This window comes from Amycolatopsis eburnea, from assembly GCF_003937945.1.
In the GTDB taxonomy this organism is placed as follows: Bacteria; Actinomycetota; Actinomycetes; order Mycobacteriales; family Pseudonocardiaceae; genus Amycolatopsis; species Amycolatopsis eburnea.
In genome coordinates this window covers 1,047,576-1,074,447 of sequence record NZ_RSEC01000058.1, presented here as the reverse complement: position 1 = coordinate 1,074,447, position 26,872 = coordinate 1,047,576, and the positions used below count along the sequence as shown (strand labels likewise).

Sequence of the window (26,872 nt, the reverse complement as noted above, 5' to 3'; positions counted from 1 at the left end):
CCCCAAAGCCGTGAAGGCCTCCTTACCGGCTTTTATGACCGGGAAGGAGGCCTTCACGGCGGGTCAGAGGCGGGACAGCACCTCGCGGGCGCGGGTCTGGAGCGTTGGCAGGCCGGTCGCGTGCGCGAGACCTTCCTGGCAGAGGCGGCGTGCCTCTTCGCGTCGTCCCTGACCCGCGTGGGCTCCGGCCAGCGCCAGCAGGCAGCGCACCTCGATCAGCCGCAGACCGCCGCCGCGGGCCAGCTCGAGGGCTTCCGCGCCGACCAGCAGGACCTCCTCGTGGTCGCCGCGGGCGCCGTGGACGGACGCCATGCCGCTCAGCGCTTCCGCGACGTGCCACGGCGAACCCCAGTGCCGGGCCACCGCGACCGCTTCCCGCTGGTGGCGGACCGCCGAGCAGGTCTCCCCCAGCGCCGCCTCCGCCTTGGCCAGCGCGTTGAGCGCGCCGACTTCGGTCTCGCGGTTCTGCTCCTGCCGGGCGATCTCCAGCCCCTGCACGGCTTGCGCGCGGCCCTGCTCGTACTCGCCGAGGTCGATCGACACCAGGCTCAGCCCGCACAGCGCCGACCCCTGGCCGTACGGGTGGGAGTGCGCCTTGTGCAGGTCGAACGCCCGGGTCAGCGACCGCCGCGCGCCCGGCAGGTCGCCCTGCAGCCGCTGGACGACGCCGATGCCGACGAGCACGACCGCTTCGCCGAGCTGGTAGCCCTCGGCGACGGCGAGCTCCAGCGCCTCGTCGAGGCACGCGCGGGCCGCGTCGAGCAGGCAGCGCTGCCGGTGCACCGAGGCCAGGTTGTTGAGCACGCTCACCTGGCCCAGCCGGTAGCCGCACTGGCGCTGCAGGTCCAGCGCCAGCTCGAACTGCGCCGCCGCCTCCTCGAACCGGCCGGCCACCCGCAGCGCGATGGCGGACGCGTTGAGCGCGGCGGCCTTGCCCTCGGGCCAGTCCACGCGCTCGAACACGCGCAGCGCTTCGGTCATCCACTCGACGGCCTGCTCGTGCCGTTCCCGGTGGACGAACGCCAGCCCGATGCTCTGCGCGGTGACCGCCTCCACCGCGGGCACGTCGAGGCGGCGCGCGGCGGCCAGGACCGTGGTCGCGATGTCGACCCACTCGACCCGCCGTCCCCGGTGGTAGAACGCCGAACGCACGGCGTCGGCGAGGTACCAGGCGATCGGGTACGGCCCGTCGGTGACCGCCTGCGTGACGACCGCGCACAGGTTCTCGTGCTCGGCGTCGAGCCAGGCCGCGGCCTCGGCGGAGTCGGCGAAGGAGATGGGGTTCGCCGGCACCACCGCGGGTTCGCGCGGCAGCCGCGGGTCGTGCCGCCTGCCGAAGATCCGCTCCGCCGCGTCCGCGCCGGAGAGGTACAGCTCGACGAACCGGCGCCACGCCCGGGCTCGCGCGGCCGGGGCTTCGTGCGCGCCGGCCTGGCGCAGCGCGTACGCCCGCAGCAGGTCGTGCAGCCGGTAGCGGCCGGCCACGTGCTGTTCGACCAGGTGCGCCGCGGCGAGCAGCCGCAGCTGCCGCGTCACCGCGTCGACCGGGTCACCGGTGAGCGCGGCGGCACCCCGGGCTGTGAAGTCCGGGCACGAGGCCAGGCCGAGCAGCCGGAACAGCCGCCGCAGCTCCGGGGCGAGCGCCTCGTAGGAGACGGCGAACGCCCGCGTCACGGCGCTTTCGTCGGACCCGTCCACGACGAGCTGCTTGAGCCGGTCGCCCTTGGCGAGGTCGGCGGCCATCGCGGCGACCGTGGTGTCCGGGCCGGTGGCGATGTTCGCGGCGGCGATCCGCAGCGCCAGCGGCAGGTGCCCGCACAGCTCGGCCAGTTCCCCGGCCGCCGCCGGCTCGGCCGCCACCCGGCCTTCGCCGAGCACGCCGCCGAGCAGCGCCCGCGAGTCGGACTCGGTGAGCGCGCCGAGGCCGAGGGAGAACGCGCCGAACTCGGCGACCAGCCTGCCGAGCCGGTGGCGGCTGGTGATCAGCACGGTCCCGGTCGGCGGCAGCAGCGGCAGGACCTGCTCGGCGTCGCGGGCGTTGTCGAGCACCAGCAGCACCTGGCGGTCGGCGAGCAGCGAGCGGTAGAGCCCGGCCTGCGCGTCGACCTCCTCGGGGATCCGGCGCGGGTCGGCGCCGAGCGCGCGCAGCAGCTGGGCCAGCGCGACGGCCGGCTCCATCGGCTCGCGGTCGGCGTCGAACCCGCGCAGGTTCACGTACAGCTGCCCGTCCGGGAACCGCTCGCGGACGCGGTGCGCCCAGTGCAGCGCGAGCGCGGTCTTCCCGACGCCGGGGATGCCGTGCACGATCCAGACGTCCGACGCGTACGCGCCGGCCCGCGCGGCGAGCTGCCGGTCCAGCTGCGCCAGCTGCTCGGTCCGCCCGGCGAAGCCCCGCACGTCCCGGGGCAGCTCGGCCGGCCGCGCCGGCACGACGACCTCGCCCACCGGCGCCGGCGGCTCGGGCGGCTCGTCGGCCTCGCCCTTGAGGACCTGCAGGTGCATCGCCCGCAGCCGCTCCCCGGGTTCGACGCCCAGCTCGGCGTCGAGGCGTTCGCGGGTCGCGGTGTAGACCTCCAGCGCCTCCGGCGTCCGGCCGGACCGCTGCAGCGCGAGCATCAGCTGTTCCTGCAGCCGTTCGCCGAAGGGGTACTCGTCGACGAAGTGGCGCAGCTCCCGCACCACGTGCGTGTGCCGGCCGGTGGCGAGCTCGGCGTCGAAAAGCACCTCGAGCGCGGTCATCCGCTGCTCGGCGAGGATCTGGCCGCTGCGCCGCACGAGCACGTCGGTGACGCCGCCCAGCGGCGGTCCCTGCCAGAGTTCGAGGACCGCGCGCAGGCGCTCGACGCCCCGGCGCGGCTCGCCGCCCTCGATGAGCCGCCGGGCGTCCTTGGCGACGTCGTCGAAGAGCTCGGTGTCCAGTTCGCCGGGCCCGACCTCGATCAGGTACCCGGGTTCGCGGCGCACGATCACTTCGCGGCCCAGCAGCTTGCGCAGCTCCCAGACGCGCACCTGCAGCTGCCCGCGCGCGCTGGCCGGCGGGCGGTCTTCCCACAGCAGTTCGATCAGCTGGTCTTCGGAGACGACCTGGTTGGCGTTGAGCAGCAACGCGGCCAGGACGGTCCGCTGCTTCGGGCCGCCGAGCCGGGCGGGCCCGTCGACGCCGACCGCGGAAACCGGGCCCAGCAGCCGGTATTTCAGGTCCGTGAACGCCGGGAGCGTCAGCACGGGTGCCGGCCGGGTCCGCACCGGCGCGGCGCGGTACGAGACTTCGTCGGCCGTCATCGGCGACCGCCGGCGCGCCGGAGGATCCGCGCTCTGCGTGCGTCGTTCGTCATGCGGGAGTCCGCCTTCCCCAGTAAAGTTCAGCCCCAGTGACGGAATGTGTTCAGATCGTCACCGCGTCATCCCCCAGCCGGGTGACGGCACTCTCCGTCGAGCCGAACGTGCCAGCGGCGCGCGAGCAGCGTCAACCGGGTTGAAATCGTTTCGCGCCAGCCCGAAACGTCCACCCGGGACCCGGATCGCGGAACCTCTGTGACGTCGGGCCCGTGCCAGCGAAAACCCGCTCCACCAGGGCTATCCTCAGCCGGGAGAGGAGCGGTCGGCGTTGTTGAAAATTCACTTCACGGAAGCGGACCTGGCGCGGGTGACCATCGCCGAGGACGCCGACCCGATGTGGGAACTGCTGATGAGCAGCTACCGGATCCGGCGCCCGGAAGGCGAGCCGCTGTTCGGCCGCTGGCGCCGGGGGTCACGCTCCGCAGTCCCCGAGTCCGGCCGGTTGCTCATGTCGGCGGTCCCCCCGTACGGCTACTGCCCCGACTTCCTGACCCCGGCGGGCACCCGCACCATCGGCGAAGGCGTCTCGGCGGTCCTCGAAACGCCGTCGCCGGTGCTGGCCGCCGACGTCGCCGAGCTGGCGGCGCAGGGCACCCGCGTCCCGCCGTGGCTGCGCCGCCTCGCCGAGGGCGAGCCCCGCGAACTGCGGCGCCTGGGCACGGCCCTGCACGACTACTACCGCCAGTGCGTGGCCCCGGACTGGCCGTCGGTGCGCCGCGCGGTCGCCCGCGACCGCCGCCGCCTCCAGTCCAGCCTCGACCGCGGCGGCCCGCAGCTGCTGCTCTCGACCTTGCACCCGGACATCACGTGGACCCCGCCGGTGCTGCGGGTCCGCTTCCCGATCGACCAGGAACTGCACCTGGACGGCCGCGGTCTCCGGCTGATCCCGACGTTCTTCGCGCACGGCATGCCGACGACGTACAAGGACCCGGGCCTGCCGCCGGTGCTGGTGTACTCGATCAGCCACACGCGGTTCGAGAGCGACGCGGAGCCGGGGCCGTCGCTGGCGGCGTTGCTGGGGCACACGCGGGCGCGGGTGCTGATGACGGTGGCGATCACGCGGTGCAACACGAGCGAGCTGGCGGAGCTGACGGGGATTTCGCTGGCTACGGCGAGTCAGCACGCGTCGGTGCTGCGGGCCAGCGGGTTGATCACGAGCGCGCGGTCGGGGAAGTCGCAGATCCACGAGATCACGCCGCTGGGGCTCGGGGTGATCCGGGCCAGCTGACCCCGGCGGCCCGCGCCGGCCGCCCTCGGTCCGACCCCACTGGCGCCGGGCGGCCCTGCGGTGTCTTGAATGAGTCATTCAGGACCTCCGAAGACCTGAATGAGTCATTCAAGACACCGGCGAAACCGCCGCCGGGCAAGCCGCCGCGACTTTGCCGGAGCCCTGGCGCCGGACGACATGAAAGAGTCGTTCATGACATCCCGGCCCCCCGGCTCACCCGGTCGTGGCTTGCCCTCTCGGGCCCGGCCCGTGTTAGCCTGTCGCCGTGCAGCGCCCGACGATGTTCACGCGACTCGTAGCCCGGCGCGCCGGCTGAACCCAGGTCGCCGGCGCGCAGCCTTGGCGATCGCGGATTCCGCGGCACCTCTTTCGGGACCTGGCCCCGATCCCATCCGCACTTCCCCGTGGAGATCACGCCATGTCCAGCCCCACCACGTTCGCCACCCGTCCGGCCATGCTGCTGCGGCGCCGCATCGCCACCTACTTCACCGGTGGTGCCGAAGAAATCCCCGCTCTCGTCCGCGCGCTCGACGGCACGCCGGTGCACGAGCTGTCCGTCGACATCAAGGACGGCGTCCGGGAGAGCAGCATGGTCTGCGCCGTTCTGCTGGGCACCGACGAGATCGACGCGCTGCTCGGCCGGCTCCGCGCGCTGCCCGCGGTCGTCTCGGCCGAGCCGGCCTGACGCACCGCGTTCGCGACCATCGCCACGCCCGACTCGGTGAACAGCGACTCCGGGTGGAACTGGACGCCCTCGATCGGGAACTCGCGGTGCCGGACGCCCATGATCTCGCCGGTGTCCGACCACGCCGTCACCACCAGTTCGGCCGGGAGGGACGCCGGGTCGAGCACCAGCGAGTGGTAGCGCGCCACCGTCAGCGGGTTCGGCAGGCCCGCGAAGACGCCGGAGCCGTCGTGGGCGAGGGCGGAGCACTTGCCGTGCATCGGCTCGGCCGCGTGCACCACCTTTGCGCCGAAGGCCGCGCCGATCGCCTGGTGGCCCAGGCACACTCCGAACACCGGCACGCGCCCGGCCAGCCGGCGGACCAGCTCGATCGAGATGCCCGCGTCCGCCGGGTCGCCGGGACCGGGTGAGATCAGCACCAGCTCCGGGCCGAGCGCGACGACGTCCTCGACGGACACCTCGTCGTTGCGGTGGACCTGGCACGTCTCGCCGAGGTCGCCCAGGTACTGCACCAGGTTGTAGACGAACGAGTCGTAGTTGTCGAGCACGCAGATCACGCGGCCGTCCCTTCCACCGTCACGCCGAGCGCGCGGGCGCCCGAGCCGAGCTTCGCCAGGCATTCCGCGTACTCCTCGGCCGGGTCCGAGTCGTGGACGATGCCGCCGCCCGCCTGCAGCCGGATTTCGCCGTCGCACCAGACCACGCTGCGGATCGTCAGGTACAGGTCCACATGGGACACCCCGAACGAACCCACCGCGCCGGAGTAGAGCCAGCGCCGCGACGGCTCGAGCGCGTCGATGATCTCCATCGCGCGCACCTTCGGCGTGCCGGTCATCGTGCCCGCGGGGAAGGTGGCGCGGATCAGCTCGTCCGTGCCCCGCTCCAGCGCCGGCTCACCCCACACGTCGGACGTCAGGTGCATCACGTGCGAGTACCGCTCGACCGCCATCAGCCGTTCGACCGAGACACTGCCGGGGCGGCACACGCGGCCGAGGTCGTTGCGGGCCAGGTCGACGAGCATCCGGTGCTCGGCCAGCTCCTTCACCGACGAGCGCAGGTCGTCCTCGGCGAGCCGGTCGGCGCGGCCGTCGCGGCCGCGGGGGCGGGTGCCGGCGAGCGGGCGGATCAGCGCGCGACCGCCGGACAGCGTCAAGCACGGTTCCGGGGACGCGCCGACGGCCTCGAACCCCGGTCCGCCGTACCAGAAGTGGTACGGGGACGGGTTGATCTCCGTCAGTCTCCGGTAGACGCTCAACCCGTCCACAGTGGCCGGTGCGGTCCAGGCGTTGGACAGCACCAGCTGGAAGACGTCGCCGTCGAGGATGTGCTGCTGCGCGCGCCGTACCGCGTCGACGTACTCGTCGTAGGCGAAGCCGAACCGGCCGGTGCCCACGGCGACCGTCCCCAGTGGAGCGACGACGAGCCGGTCCAGCGTCCGGGCGACCTGCTCGGCCGCCGTGCGCGCGGCCGCGGGCGTGGTGCCCCGGCCGATCACGCGGCCGTCGGCGACCAGCACCTCGGGCAGGAAGAACTCGTACGACGGCCGGCCGGACGCCGGGTGCCGGCTCGGCAGGCGTTCGAAGTCCCGCGCCGCGTCGTAGGCGAGGAACCCGAACCAGGCCGCCTCCGCGTCGGTGCCGTCCGGTGGCAAGTCCAGGCCGCGCACCAGGTCCACGGCGGCGGTCAAGGGGGCACCGCCGCCGGGGTGCGAGAGGACGGCCAGTTCCCCGACGGCCAGCACCGGGGACGAGCCACCGGACCCCGCGGTCAGCATGACCCGCCCGGCGGGCCGCAAGGCCGCCGCGGCCGCCACCGGATCGACCGCCGTGGCCAGGGGAACCACGTGACGGTACAGCCGATCGCCCGGTGCCAGCGAAGTCGTGATCATCGCACGCCCGCCGGCACCCGGAACTGCGTCCGCTCGTGGTCGCCGACCGGCTTTCCCATGGCGTAGCGGAACGCGGCCAGCTGGATCGCCCGCGGCGGGCAGCCTTCGACGAAGATCCCGAGGTCCCGGCTCTCGTACAGGCAGTTGCCGACGAGCACCACTTCCCCGCGCAACGGCGGCAGCTCCACCTGCGGCCCCGAGATGACCGTCATTTCCCCCTCCCACTCGCACAGCTCGCCGGCGAGCGCCTTCATCGCCCCGGCGACGAACCGGCTGCACGCCGGGCACGCGTTCTCGGCGTAGACGTGGATGCCGTCCCGCGGCACGACGATCTCGACCGGCGCCTTGACCATGTCGAAGGCCACTTCGGACAGTGGCGTGCCCAGCAGCTCGATCTCCCCCAGCGACAACGGTCCCATGCCCCGCGCGTGCGCGTCCCGCAGGTACGCCACGCTGTCCGGGTCGAACCCGGCCAGCGTGCCGACGGCGACGTCGAGCGCGACGGCGTTGCGGCTCGCCGCGAGGAACCCGGCCTCCCGCGCGCGGCCGTCCATCGGGTAGTTGCCCTCGATGACCGTGGTCCCGTCGCACACCACGAGGTCCTGCGGCCGCATCACGTTCAGGTCCACAGTGGACTCGTCGACGCCCGCCATGTGCACGATCCTCGTGGTGTACCCGGGCAGCAGCCCGACGAGGTTCTTCATCGCGTTCGAGTAGACGACGCTCGCGTGCGTGCGCAGCTGCGGGACGCCGATGAAGAAGTCGCAGTCGAGGATCAGCTCGGGGACGGCGATCGGCACCCGCAGCGACGTCGCGCCCGGGATGCCGGTGATCCGCAGCGGCAGGTCGTCGAAGCTGACGATCCGGGCGTACTTCGCGGCTTCGTGGTCGTTCAGCAGCTCGTAGATCGCGTGCGTGCGCTCGGCGATGACGGGCCGGGCGCCGTGCTCGGCGACGACGCGGGCGATCGCCGCCAGCAGCGCCGGGCTGACGTGGAACCCCGGCCTGGTCTGGAACAGGTTCGGCTTGATCAGCACCTCGTCGCCGGCCCGCAGCCCGGCCAGCGGCGCGCCGAGCAGGTCGAGCAGCCGGTCCAGGCCGTCCGGCACCCCGGCGTCGCCGCCGACCGCCGTGAGGGCGACCTGCTCAGTCATCCGTCTCCTCCATCGCGATCACCCGCGCCGGCGCGGCCTCGGCACCGGCCACCTTGGTCGGCAGCGCGAACAGCCGGACGACCTGCCGGGTCAGCTCGTGCATGTTGGTGACGTACTCCAGCAGCGGGATCCCGGCGGCCAGCAGCGCGTGGTGCACGGGCGACTCCGCGTCGCCGGGGCGTTCGGTGAGGCAGTCGAGGCCGAACAGGCTCGCGCCGTTGTCGATGGCCCACTCCGCGGCCGACGGCGTCAGGTACGGCGGGCGGTCCCAGTAGTCGGGCCGGCCCCAGTTGTGCCGCAGGTAGTCGGTGCGCACGAGCAGCCGGTCGCCCGGCTGCCACACCGGCCGCAGCGTCTTCTCCAGGTCCTCGCCGGTCACCGGGTCCAGCTCGCCCTTGTAGGACAGGTCGGCGACGCAGGCGCGACCGATCAACGTCTCCAGCGGCACCTCGTCGATGCCTTCGGTGCCGGGGAAGAAGTGCAGCCGGTACTCCATGTGCGTCCCGTTGTGCGGGAAGACGTGCAGGTACGAGAACGTGCGCTCGGTGCCGTACGGGTCCGTCTCCGGCGTCATCGAGCGCTCGCTGACGAACTTCGGGAACCAGTCGGCGGGGTAGGACGGCATTCCGTCGTAGAAGCCGTGCGTCAGGTCGACGAGTCGGGAAGCCACGGGGTTCTCCTTGCTCAGCAGGTGAAGAGGCAGGTGTTGCGGACGTTCGCGTTGTTGATCATCGTGATCACCGTCGTCCCGCCGGGCGGGATGGCGCGGATCCCGCCGCCGGACAAGCCGGACGGCGTCATGAAGGCGGCCCAGAGGGCGTACCACTCGCTGCGCTCGCCGGTCTCGGGGTCGATCACGGTTTCGACGTTCGGCGGCACGATCTCCTGGACGAGCGACCCGGCGCGCGAGCCCGCTTCAAGGGTTTCCCGCCACGTCGCCGCGTCGACCTCCTGGCCGATGACGACCCCTTGGCCGCCGTACAGCCCGGCCGGCTTGAACACCAGCTGGTCCTTCCGCGCCACGCAGTCCTCGATGCGCCGGGTGTCCGGGCCGGCGCCGGGGCGCCCGAGCATCCGGCACCACGGCAGCACGCGCTCGATCACCGCGCGTTCGTCCACTGTGAACAGTTCCGCGAACTCCGACAACATGGCCAGGGTTCCCTTGTTGCTGAACACGTTCGTCGGCGTCCACACCACGACCTGACCGGCTTCGTGGGCGCGGAAGACCGGCTCCAGCAGCTCGTCGCAGTCGGGCTGTTCGAGCATTTCCTCGAGCCCGTAGTACCGCAGGACCACGTCGACGCCGGTGCCGTGGAGGTGCGGCTTGCCGTGGCGGAACTTCAGGTCGCCGATCTCCCCCACGAGGCAGTCGATCTCGTTCTCCGCCAGGAGTTCCGCGATCGCGCGGCGCTGGTGGCCGTAGCGCGCCATCCCGCCGGGTCCTTCGAGGATCGCGACCACCGGCTCGCCCGCCCCGATCGTCTTTCCCGCGCCCCGCAACGCCTCGGCGAGGTCCGAACCCATGTCGAGGAAGCCGAGGCCGTGCTCGGCGGCGAACTCCGCGACCGACGGCACCTTCAGGTACGCCTTGGGCAGCGTGCCCACCATGTCCAGGCCGCCGAGCGCGCTGCCGATGTTGTATTCGAGCAGCTTGAACGCCGAGCCGTCGAAGTAGACGTCCGCGCGGCCGTACAGCGGCGGCGGTCCTTCGCCGAGCAGGCGGCACATCAGCGCCGCGTGCCGGTCGTCGATGCCCAGCGCGGTGCGGAACCGGTCGAAGTCGCCGCCGTACATCCGTTGCGGCAAACCGGTGACGAGCTCGTAGATCGTGACCAGGTCCCGGCCGAACGCCCGGTACTCGGCTTCGTCGACGAAGATCGGCCGGGGCAGCAAACGCGGCCAGGACAGGCGTTTCGTTTCCGAGAGCTCCAGGCTCGCCCGCGCGTGGCGGAGCGGGCCGTCCGGCGCCTCGCACCCGGCGAGGTAGGCCTCGGTGATCCGATCGGACCGTGCCGACATGGTTACCTTCCCAGGGTTTCGGGGACGGGGACGGCCGCGGGCGTCGCGCGGCGGGCCAGGATCACCCGGTACTGCAGGATGACCACGAGGCCGAAGAGCAGGTAGATCGCGGCCATCCCCTGCGTGGCGAGCACCGCGCTCAGGCTGACCAGCACCGAGTTGACGACCTGGCCGAACCGGATGTGCAGGTAGTACGCGGCCAGGTAGCGCGGCCGGCCCTCCTCCGGCGCCAGCTCCGCGAGCAGCGCCTGCTGCACCGGCAGGTTCATCAGCTCGCCGACGGTCAGCACGACGACGGCGGCCAGCAGCAGCCAGGCGTCGTCGGTGACCGCGAGTACCGCGAACCCGCCCGCGTACAGCGCGATGCCCGCGTAGAGCCGGGCCCGGTCGGGCATCCGGCGCAGCAGCGTGTTGACGACCAGCGCGAAGACGACGACCAGGACGGTGTTCACGGCCTTGAGCACGCCGAGCATCTGCACCCCGGTGACGGCCCCGAACGGGACCACCTCCTGCGTCGGGAAGTCCGTGGCAAGCCGGATCCCGATCGCCGTGCTCAGCTGGCCTTCGAGGGTGAGGATCAGGGTGGCGGCGATGATCAGCCGCCGGAACGTCGAGTCGGCGAGCACCACGCGGTAGCCCTCGGCGAACTGCGCGAGCCCGGTCAGCTTCGCCGGCGGGCGCGGGGTGTCCGGTTTGGTCTCGGCCACGAGCGTGACCGTGATGGTGAGCGCGAACGCCATCCCGATGGCACCGCCGAGGATCACGGCGCCGAAGTGCTCGCTGTACAGGAAAGCCCCGAGCAGGGCGCCGGTGCCGAGCGCGATGTTGATGACCCAGTAGTTGACCGTGTAGACGAACTTGCGTTGCCCGGGCGGAGTGACGTCGATGATCGTCGCGTCGTTGGCGGGCAGCGCGAGGTTCGTCCCGAACTTCACGATCGCGTAGCTGAAGTAAACGGCGAGCGCGCCCCAGCCGGCGTAGTAGGCGACCGCCATCAGCGCGAGGAAGGCCGTGCCCACGAGGTCGCCGGCCACGAGCACCGGCCGGCGTCCCCAGCGTTCGGACAGGTGCCCGCCCGCCAGCATGCCGACCACGGCGAAGGCGGCGAACACGAGGATCAGCGCGCCGGCGACGGCGACACCGACGTGCGCGGCGAGGTAGATGGCGATGAACGTGAGGATCATCGCGTCGATCAGCTTGTGGACGAACGCCAGCCCGATCCGGAGCCGGACGTTGCGGTGCAGTGCGAAGAAGTTCCTCATCGGACCTCCACCTCGATCAGGTCCCGGACGCGGGCGGCGCGGGCGTGGGCTTGCGCGGTGTCTTCGGAGCCGGTGAGGATGACGAAGCCGTGCCGGGTCTTGGAGCTCACCGTCTCGGGGAGCACGTCACCGGGCTCGAACGGGAAACTGAGGGTGTCCACGAAGTCCAGTGCTCTCGCTTCGTCCACACCGGACACCTTCCGCAGTTCTCCCGGCGGGAAGCCGAAGTACGCGATGTGGCCCACCTTCCGGGTCGGCCCCGGCAGCGAGGTCCGGCCGGCGAGGGCGGCGAACATCGCGCGCTTGACGTCGAAGTCCCGGGCGTGCTCGATCAGGTTCGGGATCTTGTCCCCGCCGAGCCGGGCCTGCGACTCGACGATCCGCGGCCCGTCGTCGGTCAGGATGACCTCGGTGTGCGCGGGGCCGCAGTGGTACCCGGCGGCGTCGAGCAGTTCCACGGCGAGCGCGGCGACCTGCCGGGTTTCGGGGGTCTCGGGTTCGCCGTGGACGTGCCCCCGCTCGACGAAGTGCGGCAGCGGGCCGAGCAGCTTCCGCGTCACGCCGATGACGTGGTGCTCCCCGCGGACGGTCATCGTCTCGACGCTGAACTCGGTGCCCCGCAAGTACTCCTCGACCAGCAGCGGTCCTTCGTAGCCGTCGAGTTCGCGGTGCCACCGGGGCAGCTCGGCCGGGTCGGTGAGCAGGAAGACCCCGCGGCTGGCGGACAGCCGGGTCGGCTTCACCACCACGGGCAGCGTGAAGTCGTCGAGCAGCGCGGGGATTTCGGTCCAGTGGTCCGCCGTGGCGAACCGGACCGCCGAGATCCCCTTGTCCCGCAGGAGGGTGCGCATCGCGAGCTTGTCGTTGAGCAGGGCGACCGAGCGGGGCGAGTTGACGGCCTTGCCGAGTTCATCGGCGACCTCGTAGGCGAGCTGCATGCTCTCCTCGCTGCCCACGTGCCAGACGAAGTCGGCGTCGGCCGCCGCGTCGCGGATCGTCTGCGCGTAGGCCGCGGAATCGGTGAAGTCGGTGAGGTGGAAGCCGTCGGCCTGGGCCTCGACCTCGCGGAGGTACTCGGGGGCCTGGGCGCCGAACAGCCGCCCGGCTTCGGCCGGGTCCCAGATCGCGGTGATCCGGAAGCCCTCGTCCTGCGCCTTCCGGAGGTACGCCTGGTACGGCATCACCATGACCAGGTTCGGCATGTCGGTTCTCCTGTCCGGGGTTCGGTGGGTCCAGCTTGGCCGCCGCGGCCATCGGCGGGACATCGAACGAGCATCGGTCACGACGGGCGGGTGGTGACCACGATCTGCTGCGCCGCCGCCTCGGCGATCCGGCCCGCCAGGTACGGGTCCGGCGCGGTCGCCAGCACGTGCCCGACCCGGTCTTCGTTGACCCGCAACGCGTCGACGTGCCCGCCGGGAGCGACCGCGACCACCGCTTCGAGCACCCCGGGCACCGCGGCCGCGATCTCCACCCCGCTCACGCTCGCCACCACCCCCGGGGCCGCGGTCAGGTACCGGATCGCGGCGCCGCCGGCCGGCACCGGCGCGGCCGGGACCGGCTCGCCGAGGTACTGGCGGATCAGCAGTTCCATCGTCGAGAGCCCCAAGCTCCGGTCCATCAGCTCGGTGATCCGGTCGCCCGCCGGCCGCGGGTTGATCTCGATCAGCTTCGGGCCGTCGGCGGTGTACTTGAGCTCGACGTGGGCGATCCCCAGGTCGAAGCCCACGGCGGTGGTCGCCGCCACCGCGGCCGCCTCCAGCGACGAGCGCACGTCGGCCGGGAGCGCCGTCGGGAAGCTGTGGCCCAGCTCGACGAAGCGGTTGCCGCCGCCGAGGATCTTGTCGGTCACCCCGAGCACGCGGACGCCGCCGGCCGACGCCAGGATCTCCACGCTCACCTCGAAACCGACCAGGCACTCCTCGACCAGCACTTCCGCCGCCCGGGGCTGGCCGCGGCGGTTGGCCGGCTCCGCGCGAATGGCCTCGAACGTCGAGCGCACCTCGGCCGGGCTCGCGCACCGGACGACGTGGGTGCCGCTGGTCTCGTCCACCGCCTTCACCACGCACGGGAAGCCGATCGCCGAAGCCGCCGCCACCGCGTCCGCGGCCGTCGTCACGACGCGGAACGCGGGGATCGGCACCCCGGCCGCGGCCCACCGGCGTCGTTGCAACGCCTTGTTGCGGGCCATCCGGATCGCCGCCGGGTCCGGGCCGGGGAGGCCGAGCTGGCGGGCCGCCTCCGCGGTCTGGACCACCTCGTACTCGGCCACCGACAGCAGCGCGTCGAGCGGCGCGGACGCGTCGACCGCCTTGACCGCTTCGAGCAGCGGCTCCAGCTCGTGGGTCGGGCACAGCACGATCTCGTCGACGCAGCCGTCGAGGACCTCGGTACCGCCCGGGGTCGCGTGGTAGCGGTCCAGCCCGCTGCTGAAGAACGTGACGTGCAGCCCCAGCGCGCGGGCCGCGCGCAGGGTGTCGAACCCGGACCCGGAGCGGTTCGACTCGACGATCCCGATGCGTTTCATGACCGTTCCCTCACTCGTAGTCCAGGCCGGGCGTGCGTGCCCGCTTCAGCTCGAAGAAGTGCGGGTTGCGCGCGAGCGCCACCGCCCCGTCGAACAGGCTCACCGCCTCCTCGCCCCGCGGGATCGCGTTCAGGACCGGGCCGAAGAAGCCCACGCCGTCGAGGTGGATCGCCGGGGTGCCGAGGTCCGCGCCGACCGGGGCCAGCGCCTCGGCGTGGCTCTTGCGGAGGGCCTCGTCGTAGTCACCGCTCGACGCCGCGTCCGCGAGCGACGCCGGGAGCCCGACCTCGGCCAGCGCCTGCGCGACGACGTCCGGGTAGTCCTTGTTCCGTCCGTGGTGGATCCGGGTGCCAAGCGCGGTGTAGAGGTCCCGCAGCACCTCTTCACCGTGGTGCTGGGCCGCGGCCACGCAGACCCGCACCGGGCCCCACGCGCGGTCGCAGAACTCGCGGTACCACGGCTCGAGCTCGCGGTCCTCGTTGAGCACCGCGAGGCTCATCACGCGGAAGCTCAAGGTGATGTCCCGCCGCTGCTCCACCTCGAGGATCCACCGCGAGGTGATCCAGGCGAACGGGCAGGCGGGGTCGAAGTAGAAGTCGACCTTCACGGATTTCCCTTCTCAGACGGCGTGGAGCCAGCGGAACTCGTCGGGTGCCTGGCCGTGCTGGACGTCCAGCAGCGCGCCCAGCACGCGGCGGGTGACCGGGCCGGTCGTGCCGTCGCCGACCGTCCACTCGCGACCCGGGGTGGCGGCGGACCCGACCGGCGCGACGGCGCGGGCGGTGCCGCAGGCGAACGTCTCGGTGATGCGCCCGGACCGGCAGCCGCGCTCCCAGTCGTCGATCGTGACCGGCTCCTCCACGACCTCCAGGCCGAGCCGCGGGGCCAGCGCCAGGATCGAGTCGCGGGTGACGCCGGCCAGCAGCGTGCCGCTCAACGGCGGCGTGACCAGCCGGCCCGCCTCGACGAAGAACAGGTTCGAGCCGCCGACCTCTTCGACGTACCGGCGTTCGCGCGCGTCGAGCCAGACGACCTGGTCGCAGCCGTGCTCGGCGGCTTCCCGCTGGGCCAGGTAGGACCCGCCGTAGTTGCCGCCGCACTTGACCGTGCCGGTGCCGCCGTCGACCGCGCGGACGTAGTCGGGCGAGGCCCACAGCCGGATCGGCGCCGGTTCGGCGGCGGGCCGGGCGGGACTGCCGATGACGGCGAAGAGGTACTCCTCGGCCGGCCGGTTCGACAGGTGCGTCTCCGCGGCGATCATGAACGGCCGCAGGTAGAAGCTGTGCCCGCGGGTTCGAGGCACCCAGTCGCGGTCCACGCGCACGAGCGCCGTGACGGCGGCCAGGAAGTCCACTTCGGACAGTTCGGGCATGGCCATCCGCCGGGCCGAGCGCGCGAACCGGCGGGCGTGGTCGCCGGGGCGGAAGAGCGCGTGCCGGCCGTCGGCTCGCCAGAACGCTTTCAGGCCTTCGAAGATCGTCTGTCCGTAGTGGAACGCCATGGTGGCCGGGTGCAGCGAGAACGCGGCGAGCGGGCCGGTGCGGGCGTCGTGCCAGCCGTGCTCGGCGTCCCACCGCGCGGTCACCATGTGGTCGGAGTAGAGCGAGCCGAACCCGGGCATCCGCAGCAGGGCCTCCCGCTGCTCGGCCGGCATCGGGTCGATCCGCTCGGGGGTGAACTCCAGGGTCGTCATCGGTGCCTCTCACGTTCGAAACGGGCCAGCGCCCGGTCGGCCAGCGGGCCGGACAGCCCGAGGTAGCCCGCCGGGTCCAGCAGGTCGGGGGGAACGTCGACGTCGAGCACGTCGACCAGGTCGGCGCCGGTCCGCTCGGCTTCGGCGGCCGCCGCGGCGAGCAGCCGCTTGGCCGCGCCTTTGCCCAGCACCGGCGCCAGCACGGCGTTGACGCGCTCGGAGACGATCGCGCCCCTGGTCAGCCGCAGGTTCGCGGCCATCGCTTCGGGCGAGACGCGCAGCGACGCGGTGAGCCGGGCCGCGTTGGCGGCGGCCCCCGCCGCGGTGCGCAGGCACTCCCGCAGCGGCTGCCACTCGGCGTGCCAGCCGCCGGCGGACCGCTCGTCTTCGGCGGTCATCGACTGGAACAGCACGACGGCGAGCGGCGGCAGCTGCCGGGCCGCGGTCGCCACCAGCGTCGCGAACACGGGGTTGTGCTTCTGCGGCATGGCCGAGGACGCGCCCCGCCCCGGCGCCCGCTCTTCGGTGACCTCGCCGATTTCGGTGCGGGACAGCACGAGGACGTCGTTGGCGATCTTGCCGAGGGCACCGGTGGTGACGAGCAGCGCCGAAGCGACGTCGGCGATCGGCGTGCGGATCCCGTGCCACGGCGCCACTTGCGGCGCGAGCCCGAGCTTCGCGGCCACCCGATCGGGCAGCGCCGAGCCCGCACTTTCACGTGAAAGTGCGGCCTCGGCGTACTCGTGGTAGGCGGCCAGGGTGCCGGCCGCGCCGCCCAGTGAGACCGGCAGGGCGGCGCGGGTCCGGCGCACCCGCTCGACCGCGTCGAGCACGCCGTGCAGCCAGGTCGCCGCCTTGAGCCCGAAGGTGACCGGGACGGCGTGCTGGGTCAGGGTGCGCCCGGCCATCGGCGTGTCCCGGTGCGCCTCGACCAGCCCGGCCAGGCTTTCCGCGGTGGCCAGGAGGTCGGCTTCGACGCGGTCGAACGCGGCCGCGCACAACAGCACCAGCGCCGTGTCGAGGATGTCCTGGCTGGTGCTGCCGCGGTGCACGTACTCCGCGGCGCTCTCGTCGACCGCCGCCGTGAGCTGGGCGACGAACGCCACCACCGGGTTCGCCGTCTCGCGCACGCCGTCGGCCACCGCGGCCACGTCGAGGCGCTCCGGCACGGCCGCGGCCCGGATGGCCTTCGCCGCTTCTTCGGGGATCACGCCCAGTTCGGCCTGCGCCTCGGCGAGCGCGACCTCGGTGGCGAGCATCGCGGTCAGCAGCGCGTGGTCGTCGACGAGCGCGCCCGCGCCCGTCCCCGCCCACGCCGCGGCGAGCAGCTCGGTCACGCGGTCCTCCCCAGGTCGTCCCGTTCCGCGGCGAGCCGCAGGCACGAGCGCGCGATCGCGTCGGCGTCGCCGAGGATCACGGAGTTGACGCCGGGCCGGATGCCCGCGGCGGTCACCCAGTGCACGGCTTCGGTCGGCACGCCGAACGCGAACCGCCGCGGGTGCGGCCGGTCGGCGGCGTCGAGCAGGTGGTACGGCCGCCGGCTGACGGCCAGGCCGCCGGTGACGTACTCGCCGATGCGGTACGGGCGGCACTCGCCGCGCGCGAGCAGCGCCCGCAGCAGCGGGTCGGTCGTGCGCCGCAGGTCGGTCTCCGGCAGGCGGGCCTCGATCAGGGTGCCGGCCCGCACGGTGACGTCGGGGCAGGCCGCCGACCACGCGGTGAACCGGCCGCCGTCGCCTTCGACCCGCAGGTCCGGGCCCAGCACTTCGAGCACACCCGCGTCCAGCAGCGCGGCGAACTGCTCGACGCGTTCGGCGGGCGGACCGATCGACAGGTACGCGTTGAGCGGCATGTACCAGCGCCGCAGGTCGTCCCGGTAGGACGCACCGGACAGACCGCGGTGGTCGACGACCAGCCGGATCTCGTTGCGCAGGTCGCGCAGGACGTCCGTGGCCGCCTTGAGCGGCCCGCTCACGTTGCCGCGGCGGGCCTCCGCCAGCTCCTCGTCCACATAGGACCGCAGCCACCCGCGGAACGCCTCCGTCGAAGCGAGCGCGGCGGCGGGGTACGGCGTGGCGACCCGGCGCCAGTCCCAGGTCTCCTCGACGCCGAACTTGGCCAGCACGATCCGCTGCGCCTCGGTTTCCCGCACCGCCAGGGGGTTTCCGGTGAACTCGGCGAACCCGGCGGCCGCGAACGTCTCGGTGAACTCCTCGACGTCGCAGGCGCAGCCCCGCGCGCGCACCACGGCCGCGTAGAAGACCGTCCGGACCTCCTGGTCGATCAGCGGCCAGACGTCCCGGCGGAAGTCGGCACCGCCCAGGGCGCGCAGCCGCGCGATCACCTCGGGCGTGAGGTACTGCGGCTCGTGCCGGCCGGACGCGCCCTTTTCGTTGCGGGCGCGGGCCTGGTACGGCACCCCGCGCCGCGAGCCGGCGATCAGCTTCGGCTCCCGGCCGGACGGCACGTAGGCGAGCGTGCCGTCCGGGGACCGGGTGAACTCGCCGCCGCGGCCGAGCGTGAGCAGGGCCAGGTGGTCGAAGAAGTTCAGGCCCATCCCGCGCAGCAGCACCGGCTCGCCCGCGGGGACGTCGGCCAGCGCGACGTCGGCCGGGTTGTCCGGCGCGAAGTACCGCAGGCCGTGCCGCTCGGCGTACCGGCCCAGGTCCGCCTCGGCCGGGCCGGGCTCGTGCGGCAGGTGCCCCAGCGAGAGGACGACGGCGGCCAGGCCGCCGATGCTCGTGCCGTCGTCCAGCACGACTTCCTGCCGCCCGCCGCCGGTGTCGCGGACGTCGACCGCGCGCGCCGGGTGCGTCACGAACTCGAGCGACGGCGGCGCGAGCCGGGTGATCCGCCGCCGCGTCCACCGCAGGTAGCTGCCGTAGAACGCCCGTGACGGGTAGTCGTCCGGCCCCAGCGCGGCGGCCTCGGCGCGGACGGCGTCCGGCACGTCCGGGCTGCCGAGCAGCGCGATCGACCGCGCCCACTCGTAGAGGCTCGGGCCGCGCACCACCGGGCCTTCGCAGTCGACAGTCTCGTCGACGAACATGGTCACCTGGGCGGCGACGGTGTTCATCAGCAGCAGGCGGTCCTGCGTGCTCCGCCACACCTGGCCGCCGTCGGCCACGCGCGGGTCGACGAGGTGGACGACGAGCCGTCGTCCCGGTGGCACGAGCGCTCCGGCGTTGGCGCCCAACCGCTCCGCCACCGACAGCCCGCGCGGGCCGAGCCCGACCACGGCGATCTCCGACGTCTCCCCGAACACGTTCTTCCCACTCCTCAGGTCAATACCGCTGCAAGGTGCGGCCGAGGCCGGCCGCGGTGGCGGCCAGCCGGGTCATCAGCCCGGCGAACCGCGCCGGCCGGATGGCCTGGTTGCCGTCGCAGAGCGCCTGCTCCGGCTGGACGTGGACGTCGATCAGCAGCGCGTCCGCGCCCGCCGCGACCGCGGCCAGCGACAGCGGCTCCACCAGCTCCGGCCGGCCGCCCGAATGGCTCGGGTCGACGATCACCGGCAGGTGCGTCCGCTGCTTCCACAGCGCCACCGCCGTCAGGTCGAGCGTGAACCGCGCCGACGGCTCGAACGTCCGGATGCCGCGCTCGCACAGCACGACCTGGTCGTTGCCCTCCAGCAGCAGGTACTCGCCCGCGGCCAGGGTTTCCTCGACCGTGCACCCGAACCCGCGCTTGAGCACCACCGGCAGCCCGCTCTGGCCCACCGCGCTCAGCAGCGCGAAGTTCTGCATGTTCCGGGCCCCGATCTGGAACCCGTCGACGACCTCGGCCAGCCGCTTGACGTGCTCGGGGTCGACGACCTCGGTGACGAACGGCAGCCCGGTCCGCTTCCGGGCCTCGACGAGCAGCTCGAGCCCGGTGAACCCGAGACCCTGGAACGAATGCGGCGACGTGCGCGGCTTGAAGACCCCGCCCCGCAGGGCGACCGCGCCGTGCTCGGCGACGACCGCCGCCGTCGCCAGCATCTGCTCCGGTGTCTCGACCGCGCACGGCCCGGCGATGACCGCGACCGAGCCGTCGCCGATCGTGGCCGGCCCGATGCGCACCTCGGTCCCGGCGGGCCGCAGCTCCCGGCGGCCCAGCCACGCTTCCCCGCCGCGCGGCACGTGCCGGCTCGGCAGCGGCAGGTCCGCCGCCGCGGCGAGCAGCTCGGGGTTGTCCACTCCGGACACCGGGAGCACGTGGCTGCCGCCGAGCCGGTACATCTGCGTCGGCGCCCCCGCGGATTCGAGGTAGCGCAGCCAGCCGTCGACCCCGGCGCGGGTCACGGTCTCGTCGAACACGAGCAGCAGGTCTTGGTCGGTCACGGCGATCGTCTCTTCTCGGCTGGTCACGCGAGCGCGTCGCTCGTCGCGAGGTTCTTGCCCCGGCGGTCACGGACGTAGACGGCGAGGTCCTTGTACTTGTCGCGCAGGAAGCGCTTCAGCGACTTGCCCGTGACGCCGAGCGGGAAGTCCCCGTCGGCGGTGGCCACCTCGACCACGGACAGCTCGGGTTTCCCGTGCGCGCGCAGGGTTTCGTTGGCGGCGAACAGCACCTTCTCCGGGTCGACGCCCTCCCCGGTCACGACGGCGACGGCGACCTTCTCGTCCCCGAAGCCCCCGGCCACGACCGTGCAGTCGTCGACGCCGCCGACCTCGTTGAGGATCAGCTCCTCCATCTGCACGGAGTAGCCCGGCCCGCTCGTCGTGTGCACCACGTCGACGGCGCGGTCGACCTGGTAGAAGTTGCCGTCCTCGTCGCGGTAGGCGACGTCGCCGGTGAGCCAGTAGCCGGCCAGCTTGCTGCGGTAGTACGTGTCCTGGTTGCCCCAGTACCCGACGGTCATCGACGGCGGTTTCGCGCCGAGGAAGCCGATTTCGCCGGGCTCGGCGAGCGTGCCGTTCTCCCGGACGACGGCGACTTCGGCGTACCCGACGGACTTGCCGACGCAGCGGTCGTCGCGCTCGGTCGCGAGGGTGCGCGGCTTCATGAGCACGCCCCAGCCGAGTTCCGTGGTGCCGAGCCGGTCGAGGAACGCGGCCGGCGGCAGCTCCGGCGACCGGCGGCCCAGGATGTCCTTGAGGTGCCGCTCGTGGATGGCGTCCGCCATGGACACCCAGATGTTCACCGAGTCCAGCGCGCCCTTCGGCGTCTCGATCGCGGAGAGCTCCGGGTAGGCGTGCCCGAAGGCCATCACCATGGTCGGCTGGTGCTCCTGGACGGCGCGCGCCAGCTCGGCGCCGGAGACGTCCCGCCAGACCACCATCGGCTGCCCGCCCAGCACGGCGTAGGCGTTGAACGAGACGCAGCCCTGGTGGGACTGCGGAAGCGCGTTCAGGATGACGGCGTCCGGCTCTTCCTGGTAGTTGACCGCACGCCACTTCGGACCGTCCAAAAGGGTCTTGTGCGTGTGGATGACCGGCTTCGGCAGCCCGGTGGTGCCCGAGGAGTGCATCAGGCCGACCGGGTCGTCCGGGTGGTGCCGGAACCGGTTCGCGTCCGGCAGGACGGCGGACGGCGGTCCACTTTGGTCGGTGTGGACCCAGCTCAGGTCCAGCCGGTCGAGGTCCGGGGTGAGGCGGCCGAGCCGCGTTTCGTCGGTGTAGAGGGCGGTGGCGCCGCTGCGTTCGATCAGCGCGGCGGCGCTTTCCCGGGGCGCGTTGCTGTTGATCAGCATGGCGATCGCGCCGATCTGCGCCAGCGCCGAGAGGTGGATGAAGTACTGGATGGAGTCCGGCGGGAAGACCGCGACCCGGTCGTGCGGCCGCACCCCGCGCTCGAGGTACCACACCGACCAGCTCTGCACGAGGTGGTCCAGGTCGCGCAGGCTGAACCAGTGCCGCGTTTCCCCGTCGGTGTACGGGATCGGCGTCAGCGAATGAATGAACGGCTCGTCCGGGCGGGGGTTGAGCGCCAGCATGGCGGGCAGCAGGTTCCCGCCCCCGATGGCCGGGTCGTCGAGAACCCGCGCCCGCAGCTCGGGGCTCAGTACGGTCTGGTGCGTGAACTCCATGGCATCACTTTCCGGTGCAGGCCCAAGGATCCGCGGTCCGGACCCGAAGACGAGCTTGCCGGATCCCGCCATCGGCCCGGCCTTCCCGGCGCATCGGCCGTGCATCGGCCCGGAAACCCGTTCCGGGCACGAAAAAACCGGCTCCCGCACGGGAAGCCGGTTCGCGCGCCGGTTCAGCCGAAGCTGCACTCCAGTTCGGTCACCGCGGGCAACGTCGTCCGCCCGAACGTCTTGAGCAGCGCGTCGTCGAGATCCGGCTCCTCCGCCTTCGCCCGCGCGTGCTCCTGGACCAGCTCGTGGAAGTGGTACTGCCCCGCGGTCCGCTGGCGGAGCAGGTGCGCGTCGAAGAGCTCCTCCAGTGCCCGCTCGGCCTCCGCCGCCTGCTGGTTGACCAGCAGGGCCGCCGTCCCCGCGTCGAACTCTTCGCCCGGGTGCGCGGTCGCGCCGAGGATCCGGAACAGCCGGCGCTGCCCGGCCGTCAGCTTCCGGTACGACACTTCGAACTGCGAAGCCACGCTGCGGTCGCCCAGCCTCAGCTCGGTGAGCCGCTTCGCCGGGTCGCGCAGGCGGAACACCAGGTCGTCGAGCGACCACGCCTGGCGGTTGTGGAAGCGCCACGCGGCGATCCCGACCGCCAGCGGCAGGTTCCCGCACCGGGCCACCACTTCGGCGACCGCGTCCGGCCGGTGCGCGGTGCGCTCCGGGCCCGCGATGCGCGTGAACAACGCCGCCGCGTCCGCCGCCGGGAAGACGTCGAGCGAGCGGGACGTCACCCCGTCGAGGCCCGCGAGGCGGCGCCGGCTGGTGAGGATCACCTGCGCCTTGCCCGTGCCCGGCAGCAGCGGGCGGACCTGCTGGGCGTCGAGCGCGTTGTCCAGCACGACGAGCACGCGCCGCTCGGCGACCACGGCCCGCCAGCGCGCGGCTCGCTGGTCGGCTTCGCGCGGGATCTGCTCCGGCGGGAGGCCGAAGTCCAGCAGCAGCCGTTCCAGCGCCGCGGCGGGTTCGAGGGGTTCCTGCCCCGCGGTGTGCCCCTGCAGGTCGAGGAACAGGTGCCCGTCGGGGAACCCCTGCGCCAGCTGGTGGGCGAGCCGCACGGCCAGCGTCGTCTTGCCGACGCCCGCCATGCCGTCGATGGCGAGGATGCTCAGCGCGGTCCCGGCCGATCGGCTGGCGGCCAGGAACCGCAGCTCCTCGGCGCGGCCGGTGAAGTGCGCGGTGTCGTACGGCAGGAAGGATCGGCTCGGGGCCGGCGCGGCCTCGGCCGGCTCGGCGGGCGGCTCCGGCAGGTCGTCCCGCAGGATCCGCTCGTACAGCTCGCGCAGGCTCGCCCCCGGGTCGACGCCCAGCTCGTCGCGCAGCAGCCGCCTGCCCTGCTCGTACGCGTTGAGCGCGTCGGCCGTGCGGCCGCACCGGTGCAGCGCGAGCATCAGCAGCTTGCGGGTCTCCTCCCGCAGCGGGTGCCGCGAGACGAGCTCACCCAGCTGCGGCACCACGGCGGCCGCTTCGCCGCCGTCCAGCCGCAGCCCGATGAGCCGTTCGGTCGCGGTCAGCCGGTTCTCCTCGAACCGCGCCGCGACGATCTCGAAGACCGGGCTGTTCAGCCCGGAAAGCGCGGGCCCGTCCCACAGGGCGAGCGCCGCCTCCAGGTGTTCCGCGGCCGCCGCGGTGCGCCCGACGGCGGCGGCCGCGGAAGCCGCGGCGACCATCCCGGTGAAGCGGTGGGCGTCGACGTCCTGGGCGTCCACGGTGACACGGTAGCCGGGACCGTCCTTGACGACGATGTGCTTGGCCGCGCCGAGGCTGCGTCTCAGCGCGGCGACGGCGTTGTGCAGCTGTCTTCGCGCGGTCACCGGCGGTTCGCCGTCCCACATCGCCTCGAGCAACCGGTCGGCGCTGACCACCTTGCCGGCGTTGAGCAGCAGCATCACCAGGAGCCGCTGCTGGCGCAGCCCGCCGAGGTCCACCCGCTCCCCGTCGTGCTGGACCCGCAAGGTGCCGAGCAACTTGAAGTACACTTTCGATCCTCCCCCGCCGTCTCACCGGAACATAGCGAAAAAATGCGCGCGGCAAAACGGAAAAAGCAGCACGGTGTTTTGGGCGACCGCGCTCCGCGACGAAGGTGAATCACCTGTCGCCGGTCCGCGCGGTCGAAAGTTTTTCCCGGACCCGATCGGCGGCGGCACAATTCACCGCACGCCGGAAAAGCGCGGTCAGCCCGGCGGTGCGAGCGCCGGCGCGCGGTAGACCGAAAGCTCCCCGGTACCGGCCAAGCCCAGCCCGGCCAGTTCCGCGACCACGGCCGCGGCGAGCCCGGGCCGCGCTTCGACGGCCTCGTGCGAAGGGGTATCCACCTCCACCCGGAATCCCCGGCCGAGGAGCCGGACGCGCAGGTCGCGGGGGCGGATGCCCGCCTCGGCCAACCGCGCGCCCACGGCGATCTCGGCGCGTTCCACCAGTCCCAACCTCCGTAAAGAGACCGGCACGCCGACCTGGATACGTGACGCGAGACACGGAGTCGACGGCTTGTCGGACACGGACAGTGACCAGGCGGCCGCGAGCGCGCGAACGTCGTGTTTCCCCAGGCCGGCGTCGGCCAGCGGCTCGGCGACATGCAGCTCTCGCGCGGCCCGCAGGCCGGGCCGGTGCAACGCTCGGTGGTCGTCCGCGTGCGTCCCGGTGGCCACGTGCGCGAACCCCCGCCGGGAAGCGAGCGCGCCGATCGCGCCCAGCACGGTCTGCTTGCAGAAGTAGCAGCGGTCGCCGGCGTTGGCCCGGTAGCCCGGCGACGCCAGTTCGGCGACCGGGACCTCGGCCAGCTCCGCGCCGATCCCCGCCGCGAACTCCCGCGCGGCCGCGAGCTCGGCCCGCGCCAGGCTCGGCGAGTCGGCGATCGCCGCCAGCACGCGCTCCCCCGGCAGTGCCCGCACGGCCGCGGCCAGCACCAGCGCCGAGTCGACCCCGCCGGAAAAAGCCACCACCACACTCCCCAGCTCCCGCACCCCGCGCAGCAGCCGATCTTCGATTCCGGCGGTCATCGCCGCATTTCCCCTGGTCGCGCCGACCCGGTGATCAATTGTCCAAAAGAAAGGCGCACCTGTTCCCCCGATCAAGGCATTGGTTCGCGCCGCGAACTCCCCTCGGCGCAGTTTACACAGGGAGCGGAAGAACACTAACGTGTCGAACGTGGAATCGACAGAGGCAATCGCGGATCTCGGCTTTGCCCGGCTGGACCTGGACCGGGCCGTCCGAACGGGGGATCCGGAAGTGGTGTTCGGCGCGGGGAAGACGCCCGAACAGATCAGCGCGGCGCTCGCGCGGTTGTGTCAAGCCCATCCCACCCGCGCCGTGCTCGCCACCCGCGTCGGCGAGGAAGCGCGGGCCCGGTGTCGGGAAACCTTGCCGGGCGCGGACATCGACGACGTCGGGCGCACGGTGACGCTCGGCCCGCTGCCCGCACCGCGCGGCCGGGTCGCGGTCGTCTGCGCGGGCACCTCCGACCTGCCGGTCGCGCGGGAGTGCGCGACGACGGTGGCGGTCTTCGGCGCGGAACCGGACCTCGTCGTCGATGTCGGGGTGGCCGGGCTGCACCGGCTGCTGGCCGAACGCGACCGGATCGCCGCCGCCGACGCCGTGATCGCGATCGCCGGGATGGAGGCCGCGCTGCCGACCGTCCTCGGTGGACTGTGCGGGGCGCCGTTGATCGCCCTGCCGACGAGCGTCGGCTACGGCTGGCATCTCGACGGGCTGACCGCGTTCCTCACCATGGTCAACAGCTGCGCCCCCGGCGTGGTGACGGTCAACATCGACAACGGCTTCGGCGCGGGCGTGGCCGCCGCGCGCGTGGCCCGGCAGTCGGTGCGGTCATGACGGTCGCGTGGATCGACGCCGGCAACGGGTGCGCCGGCGACATGCTGCTGGCCGCGCTGGTCGACGCGGGCGCGGACTTCGACGGGATCCTCGCCGGCCTGTCGCGGCTGCCGGTCGGCGACGTCGCGCTGCGCACGGAAGTGGTGCGGCGGCACGGGTTGCGCGCGCGGCGGGTGGTCGTCGACGCGCCGGAGACGCGACATGCCCGGCACCTGCCGGAAATCCTCGAGCTGATCGCCGCCGCCGGGCTGCCCGCCGCCGCGGAAGGCTTTGCCACCAAGGTGTTCGGCAGGCTGGCCGAAGCGGAGGCCGCCGTGCACGGCATCGAGCCGGCGCGCGTGCACTTCCACGAGGTCGGCGCGCTGGACGCGATCGTCGACATCGTCGGCTGCGCGCTCGGCCTGGAAATGCTGGGGCTGCTGGGAGCGACCGTCACGGTGTCGCCGATCGCGGTGGGCGGCGGCACGGTGACCGCGGCGCACGGCAGGCTGACGGTGCCCCCGCCGGCGGTGCTCGCGCTGCTCACCGGCGTTCCCGTCGCGGCCCACCCGGCCGCCCGCGAGCTGTGCACCCCGACCGGCGCCGCCCTGCTCGTGACGCTGGCCGACGCGTACGGCCCGATGCCGGCGTGCGTCCCGCGGCAGGTCGGCGTCGGCGCGGGCACGGCCGACCCGCCCGGGCACGCGAACATCGTCCGCGTGGTCGTGGGCGAAGAGTCGGCGCCGGCGCCGTCGTGGGTGCGCTCGACGATGACCGTCGTCGAGACGACCGTCGACGACCTCGATCCCCGCCTCTGGCCCGAAGTGCTGGCGGCCCTGCGCGGCGCGGGCGCGGCGGACGCGTGGTGCACCCCGGTGACCGCCCCGAAGGGCCGGCCCGGCGTGGTGCTCACGACGCTGGCGCCCGACGACCGCGTCGACGGCGTCTGCGCGGCGATCTTCGCGCACACGTCGACCCTGGGCCTGCGCCTGTCCCCGGTCGAGCGGCGTTCCCTGCCGCGCGACAGCGTCACGGTCGACTACCGGGGCACGCCGGTGAGCGTGAAGCGCGGCTACCTCGACGGGGTGGTGGTCACGGCGCAGCCGGAGTACGAGGAGGTCCGGGCCGCGGCGGAGGCGACCGGGCAACCGCTGCGGCGGGTGCTGGAGGAGGTGCGCGCACTGGCGCCGGTTGCCGAGGCCACCGCGGGGTAGCCGG

The 26,872-nt window shown here is 73.1% G+C and carries 20 protein-coding genes and 1 pseudogene; 4 read left to right on the top strand and 17 right to left on the bottom strand.

The annotated features are described in order from the left end of the window. Positions 1-63: 63 nt before the first annotated feature. Positions 64-3,282, bottom strand: coding sequence for an AfsR/SARP family transcriptional regulator (locus EIY87_RS30540; protein WP_125313270.1), 3,219 nt, complete (start codon positions 3,280-3,282; stop codon positions 64-66). 325 nt (positions 3,283-3,607) lie between these two features. Between EIY87_RS30540 and EIY87_RS30535 the strand changes: the two genes are divergently transcribed. Together EIY87_RS30535 and EIY87_RS48535 are read left to right on the top strand one after the other, a co-directional pair. Further along, on the top strand, positions 3,608-4,567 hold the full coding sequence (locus tag EIY87_RS30535; RefSeq protein WP_125313269.1) for an ArsR/SmtB family transcription factor: 960 nt from the start codon (positions 3,608-3,610) through the stop codon (positions 4,565-4,567). A 418-nt stretch (positions 4,568-4,985) separates the two neighbouring features. After that, a complete protein-coding gene (locus EIY87_RS48535; protein WP_125313268.1) occupies positions 4,986-5,252 on the top strand; it encodes a hypothetical protein in 267 nt (88 codons plus the stop codon). An 11-nt stretch (positions 5,253-5,263) separates the two neighbouring features. On the opposite strand, the pseudogene EIY87_RS30525 reads toward EIY87_RS48535, so the two are convergent. The 16 genes and pseudogenes from EIY87_RS30525 to EIY87_RS30450 form a co-directional block, all read right to left on the bottom strand. Beyond that, positions 5,264-5,872: pseudogene (locus tag EIY87_RS30525) on the bottom strand (anthranilate synthase component II); the annotation flags it as partial. After that, on the bottom strand, positions 5,806-7,140 hold the full coding sequence (locus EIY87_RS30520) for an anthranilate synthase component I family protein (protein ID WP_225440116.1): 1,335 nt from the start codon (positions 7,138-7,140) through the stop codon (positions 5,806-5,808). The pseudogene EIY87_RS30525 and the gene EIY87_RS30520, both read right to left, overlap by 67 nt. Continuing rightward, the gene (locus EIY87_RS30515; RefSeq protein ID WP_125313267.1) at positions 7,137-8,294 is read right to left on the bottom strand and encodes a DUF362 domain-containing protein; all 1,158 of its coding nucleotides are present in this window, start codon (positions 8,292-8,294) and stop codon (positions 7,137-7,139) included. Before EIY87_RS30515 ends, EIY87_RS30520 begins: the two co-directional genes overlap by 4 nt. Beyond that, on the bottom strand, positions 8,287-8,964 hold the full coding sequence (locus EIY87_RS30510; RefSeq protein WP_225440115.1) for a cyclase family protein: 678 nt from the start codon (positions 8,962-8,964) through the stop codon (positions 8,287-8,289). The genes EIY87_RS30515 and EIY87_RS30510 overlap by 8 nt, the downstream gene beginning before the upstream one ends. A gap of 14 nt (positions 8,965-8,978) precedes the next feature. Beyond that, positions 8,979-10,313: a hypothetical protein gene (locus EIY87_RS30505; protein WP_125313266.1), complete on the bottom strand. Its 1,335-nt coding sequence runs from the start codon at positions 10,311-10,313 to the stop codon at positions 8,979-8,981. A 2-nt stretch (positions 10,314-10,315) separates the two neighbouring features. Next, entirely contained in the window at positions 10,316-11,575 is a 1,260-nt protein-coding gene (locus EIY87_RS30500) for an MFS transporter (protein WP_125313265.1), read from the bottom strand. Continuing rightward, the gene (locus tag EIY87_RS30495; RefSeq protein ID WP_125313264.1) at positions 11,572-12,777 is read right to left on the bottom strand and encodes an ATP-grasp domain-containing protein; all 1,206 of its coding nucleotides are present in this window, start codon (positions 12,775-12,777) and stop codon (positions 11,572-11,574) included. Before EIY87_RS30495 ends, EIY87_RS30500 begins: the two co-directional genes overlap by 4 nt. Positions 12,778-12,854: 77 nt before the next feature. Next, entirely contained in the window at positions 12,855-14,102 is a 1,248-nt protein-coding gene (locus EIY87_RS30490) for an ATP-grasp domain-containing protein (RefSeq protein ID WP_125313263.1), read from the bottom strand. A gap of 10 nt (positions 14,103-14,112) precedes the next feature. Next, positions 14,113-14,709: a mycothiol-dependent nitroreductase Rv2466c family protein gene (locus tag EIY87_RS30485; protein WP_125313262.1), complete on the bottom strand. Its 597-nt coding sequence runs from the start codon at positions 14,707-14,709 to the stop codon at positions 14,113-14,115. Between the two features lie 12 nt (positions 14,710-14,721). After that, positions 14,722-15,795: a branched-chain amino acid aminotransferase gene (locus tag EIY87_RS30480; RefSeq protein ID WP_125313261.1), complete on the bottom strand. Its 1,074-nt coding sequence runs from the start codon at positions 15,793-15,795 to the stop codon at positions 14,722-14,724. Beyond that, entirely contained in the window at positions 15,792-17,132 is a 1,341-nt protein-coding gene (gene pcaB, locus EIY87_RS30475) for a 3-carboxy-cis,cis-muconate cycloisomerase (protein WP_125313260.1), read from the bottom strand. Before pcaB ends, EIY87_RS30480 begins: the two co-directional genes overlap by 4 nt. After that, positions 17,129-19,060, bottom strand: coding sequence for an FAD/NAD(P)-binding protein (locus EIY87_RS30470; RefSeq protein ID WP_125313259.1), 1,932 nt, complete (start codon positions 19,058-19,060; stop codon positions 17,129-17,131). Before EIY87_RS30470 ends, pcaB begins: the two co-directional genes overlap by 4 nt. A gap of 19 nt (positions 19,061-19,079) precedes the next feature. Further along, positions 19,080-20,144 (bottom strand): 3-deoxy-7-phosphoheptulonate synthase, encoded by a 1,065-nt coding sequence (aroF, locus tag EIY87_RS30465; RefSeq protein ID WP_225440114.1) that lies wholly within the window; start codon positions 20,142-20,144, stop codon positions 19,080-19,082. Next, positions 20,141-21,805 (bottom strand): class I adenylate-forming enzyme family protein, encoded by a 1,665-nt coding sequence (locus EIY87_RS30460; RefSeq protein ID WP_125313258.1) that lies wholly within the window; start codon positions 21,803-21,805, stop codon positions 20,141-20,143. Before EIY87_RS30460 ends, aroF begins: the two co-directional genes overlap by 4 nt. A gap of 173 nt (positions 21,806-21,978) precedes the next feature. Beyond that, entirely contained in the window at positions 21,979-23,823 is a 1,845-nt protein-coding gene (locus tag EIY87_RS30455) for an AfsR/SARP family transcriptional regulator (protein WP_125313257.1), read from the bottom strand. A gap of 195 nt (positions 23,824-24,018) precedes the next feature. Beyond that, entirely contained in the window at positions 24,019-24,843 is an 825-nt protein-coding gene (locus EIY87_RS30450; protein ID WP_125313256.1) for an adenine nucleotide alpha-hydrolase family protein, read from the bottom strand. 148 nt (positions 24,844-24,991) lie between these two features. Here EIY87_RS30450 and larB point away from each other — a divergent pair, with 148 nt between their 5' ends. After that, positions 24,992-25,675 carry a nickel pincer cofactor biosynthesis protein LarB gene (larB, locus tag EIY87_RS30445; RefSeq protein ID WP_225440113.1) on the top strand — a complete coding sequence of 228 codons (684 nt, stop codon included), beginning with the start codon at positions 24,992-24,994 and terminating at the stop codon, positions 25,673-25,675. Beyond that, entirely contained in the window at positions 25,672-26,868 is a 1,197-nt protein-coding gene (gene larC, locus EIY87_RS30440; protein ID WP_125313255.1) for a nickel pincer cofactor biosynthesis protein LarC, read from the top strand. Before larB ends, larC begins: the two co-directional genes overlap by 4 nt. The last annotated feature ends 4 nt before the right edge of the window (positions 26,869-26,872 follow it).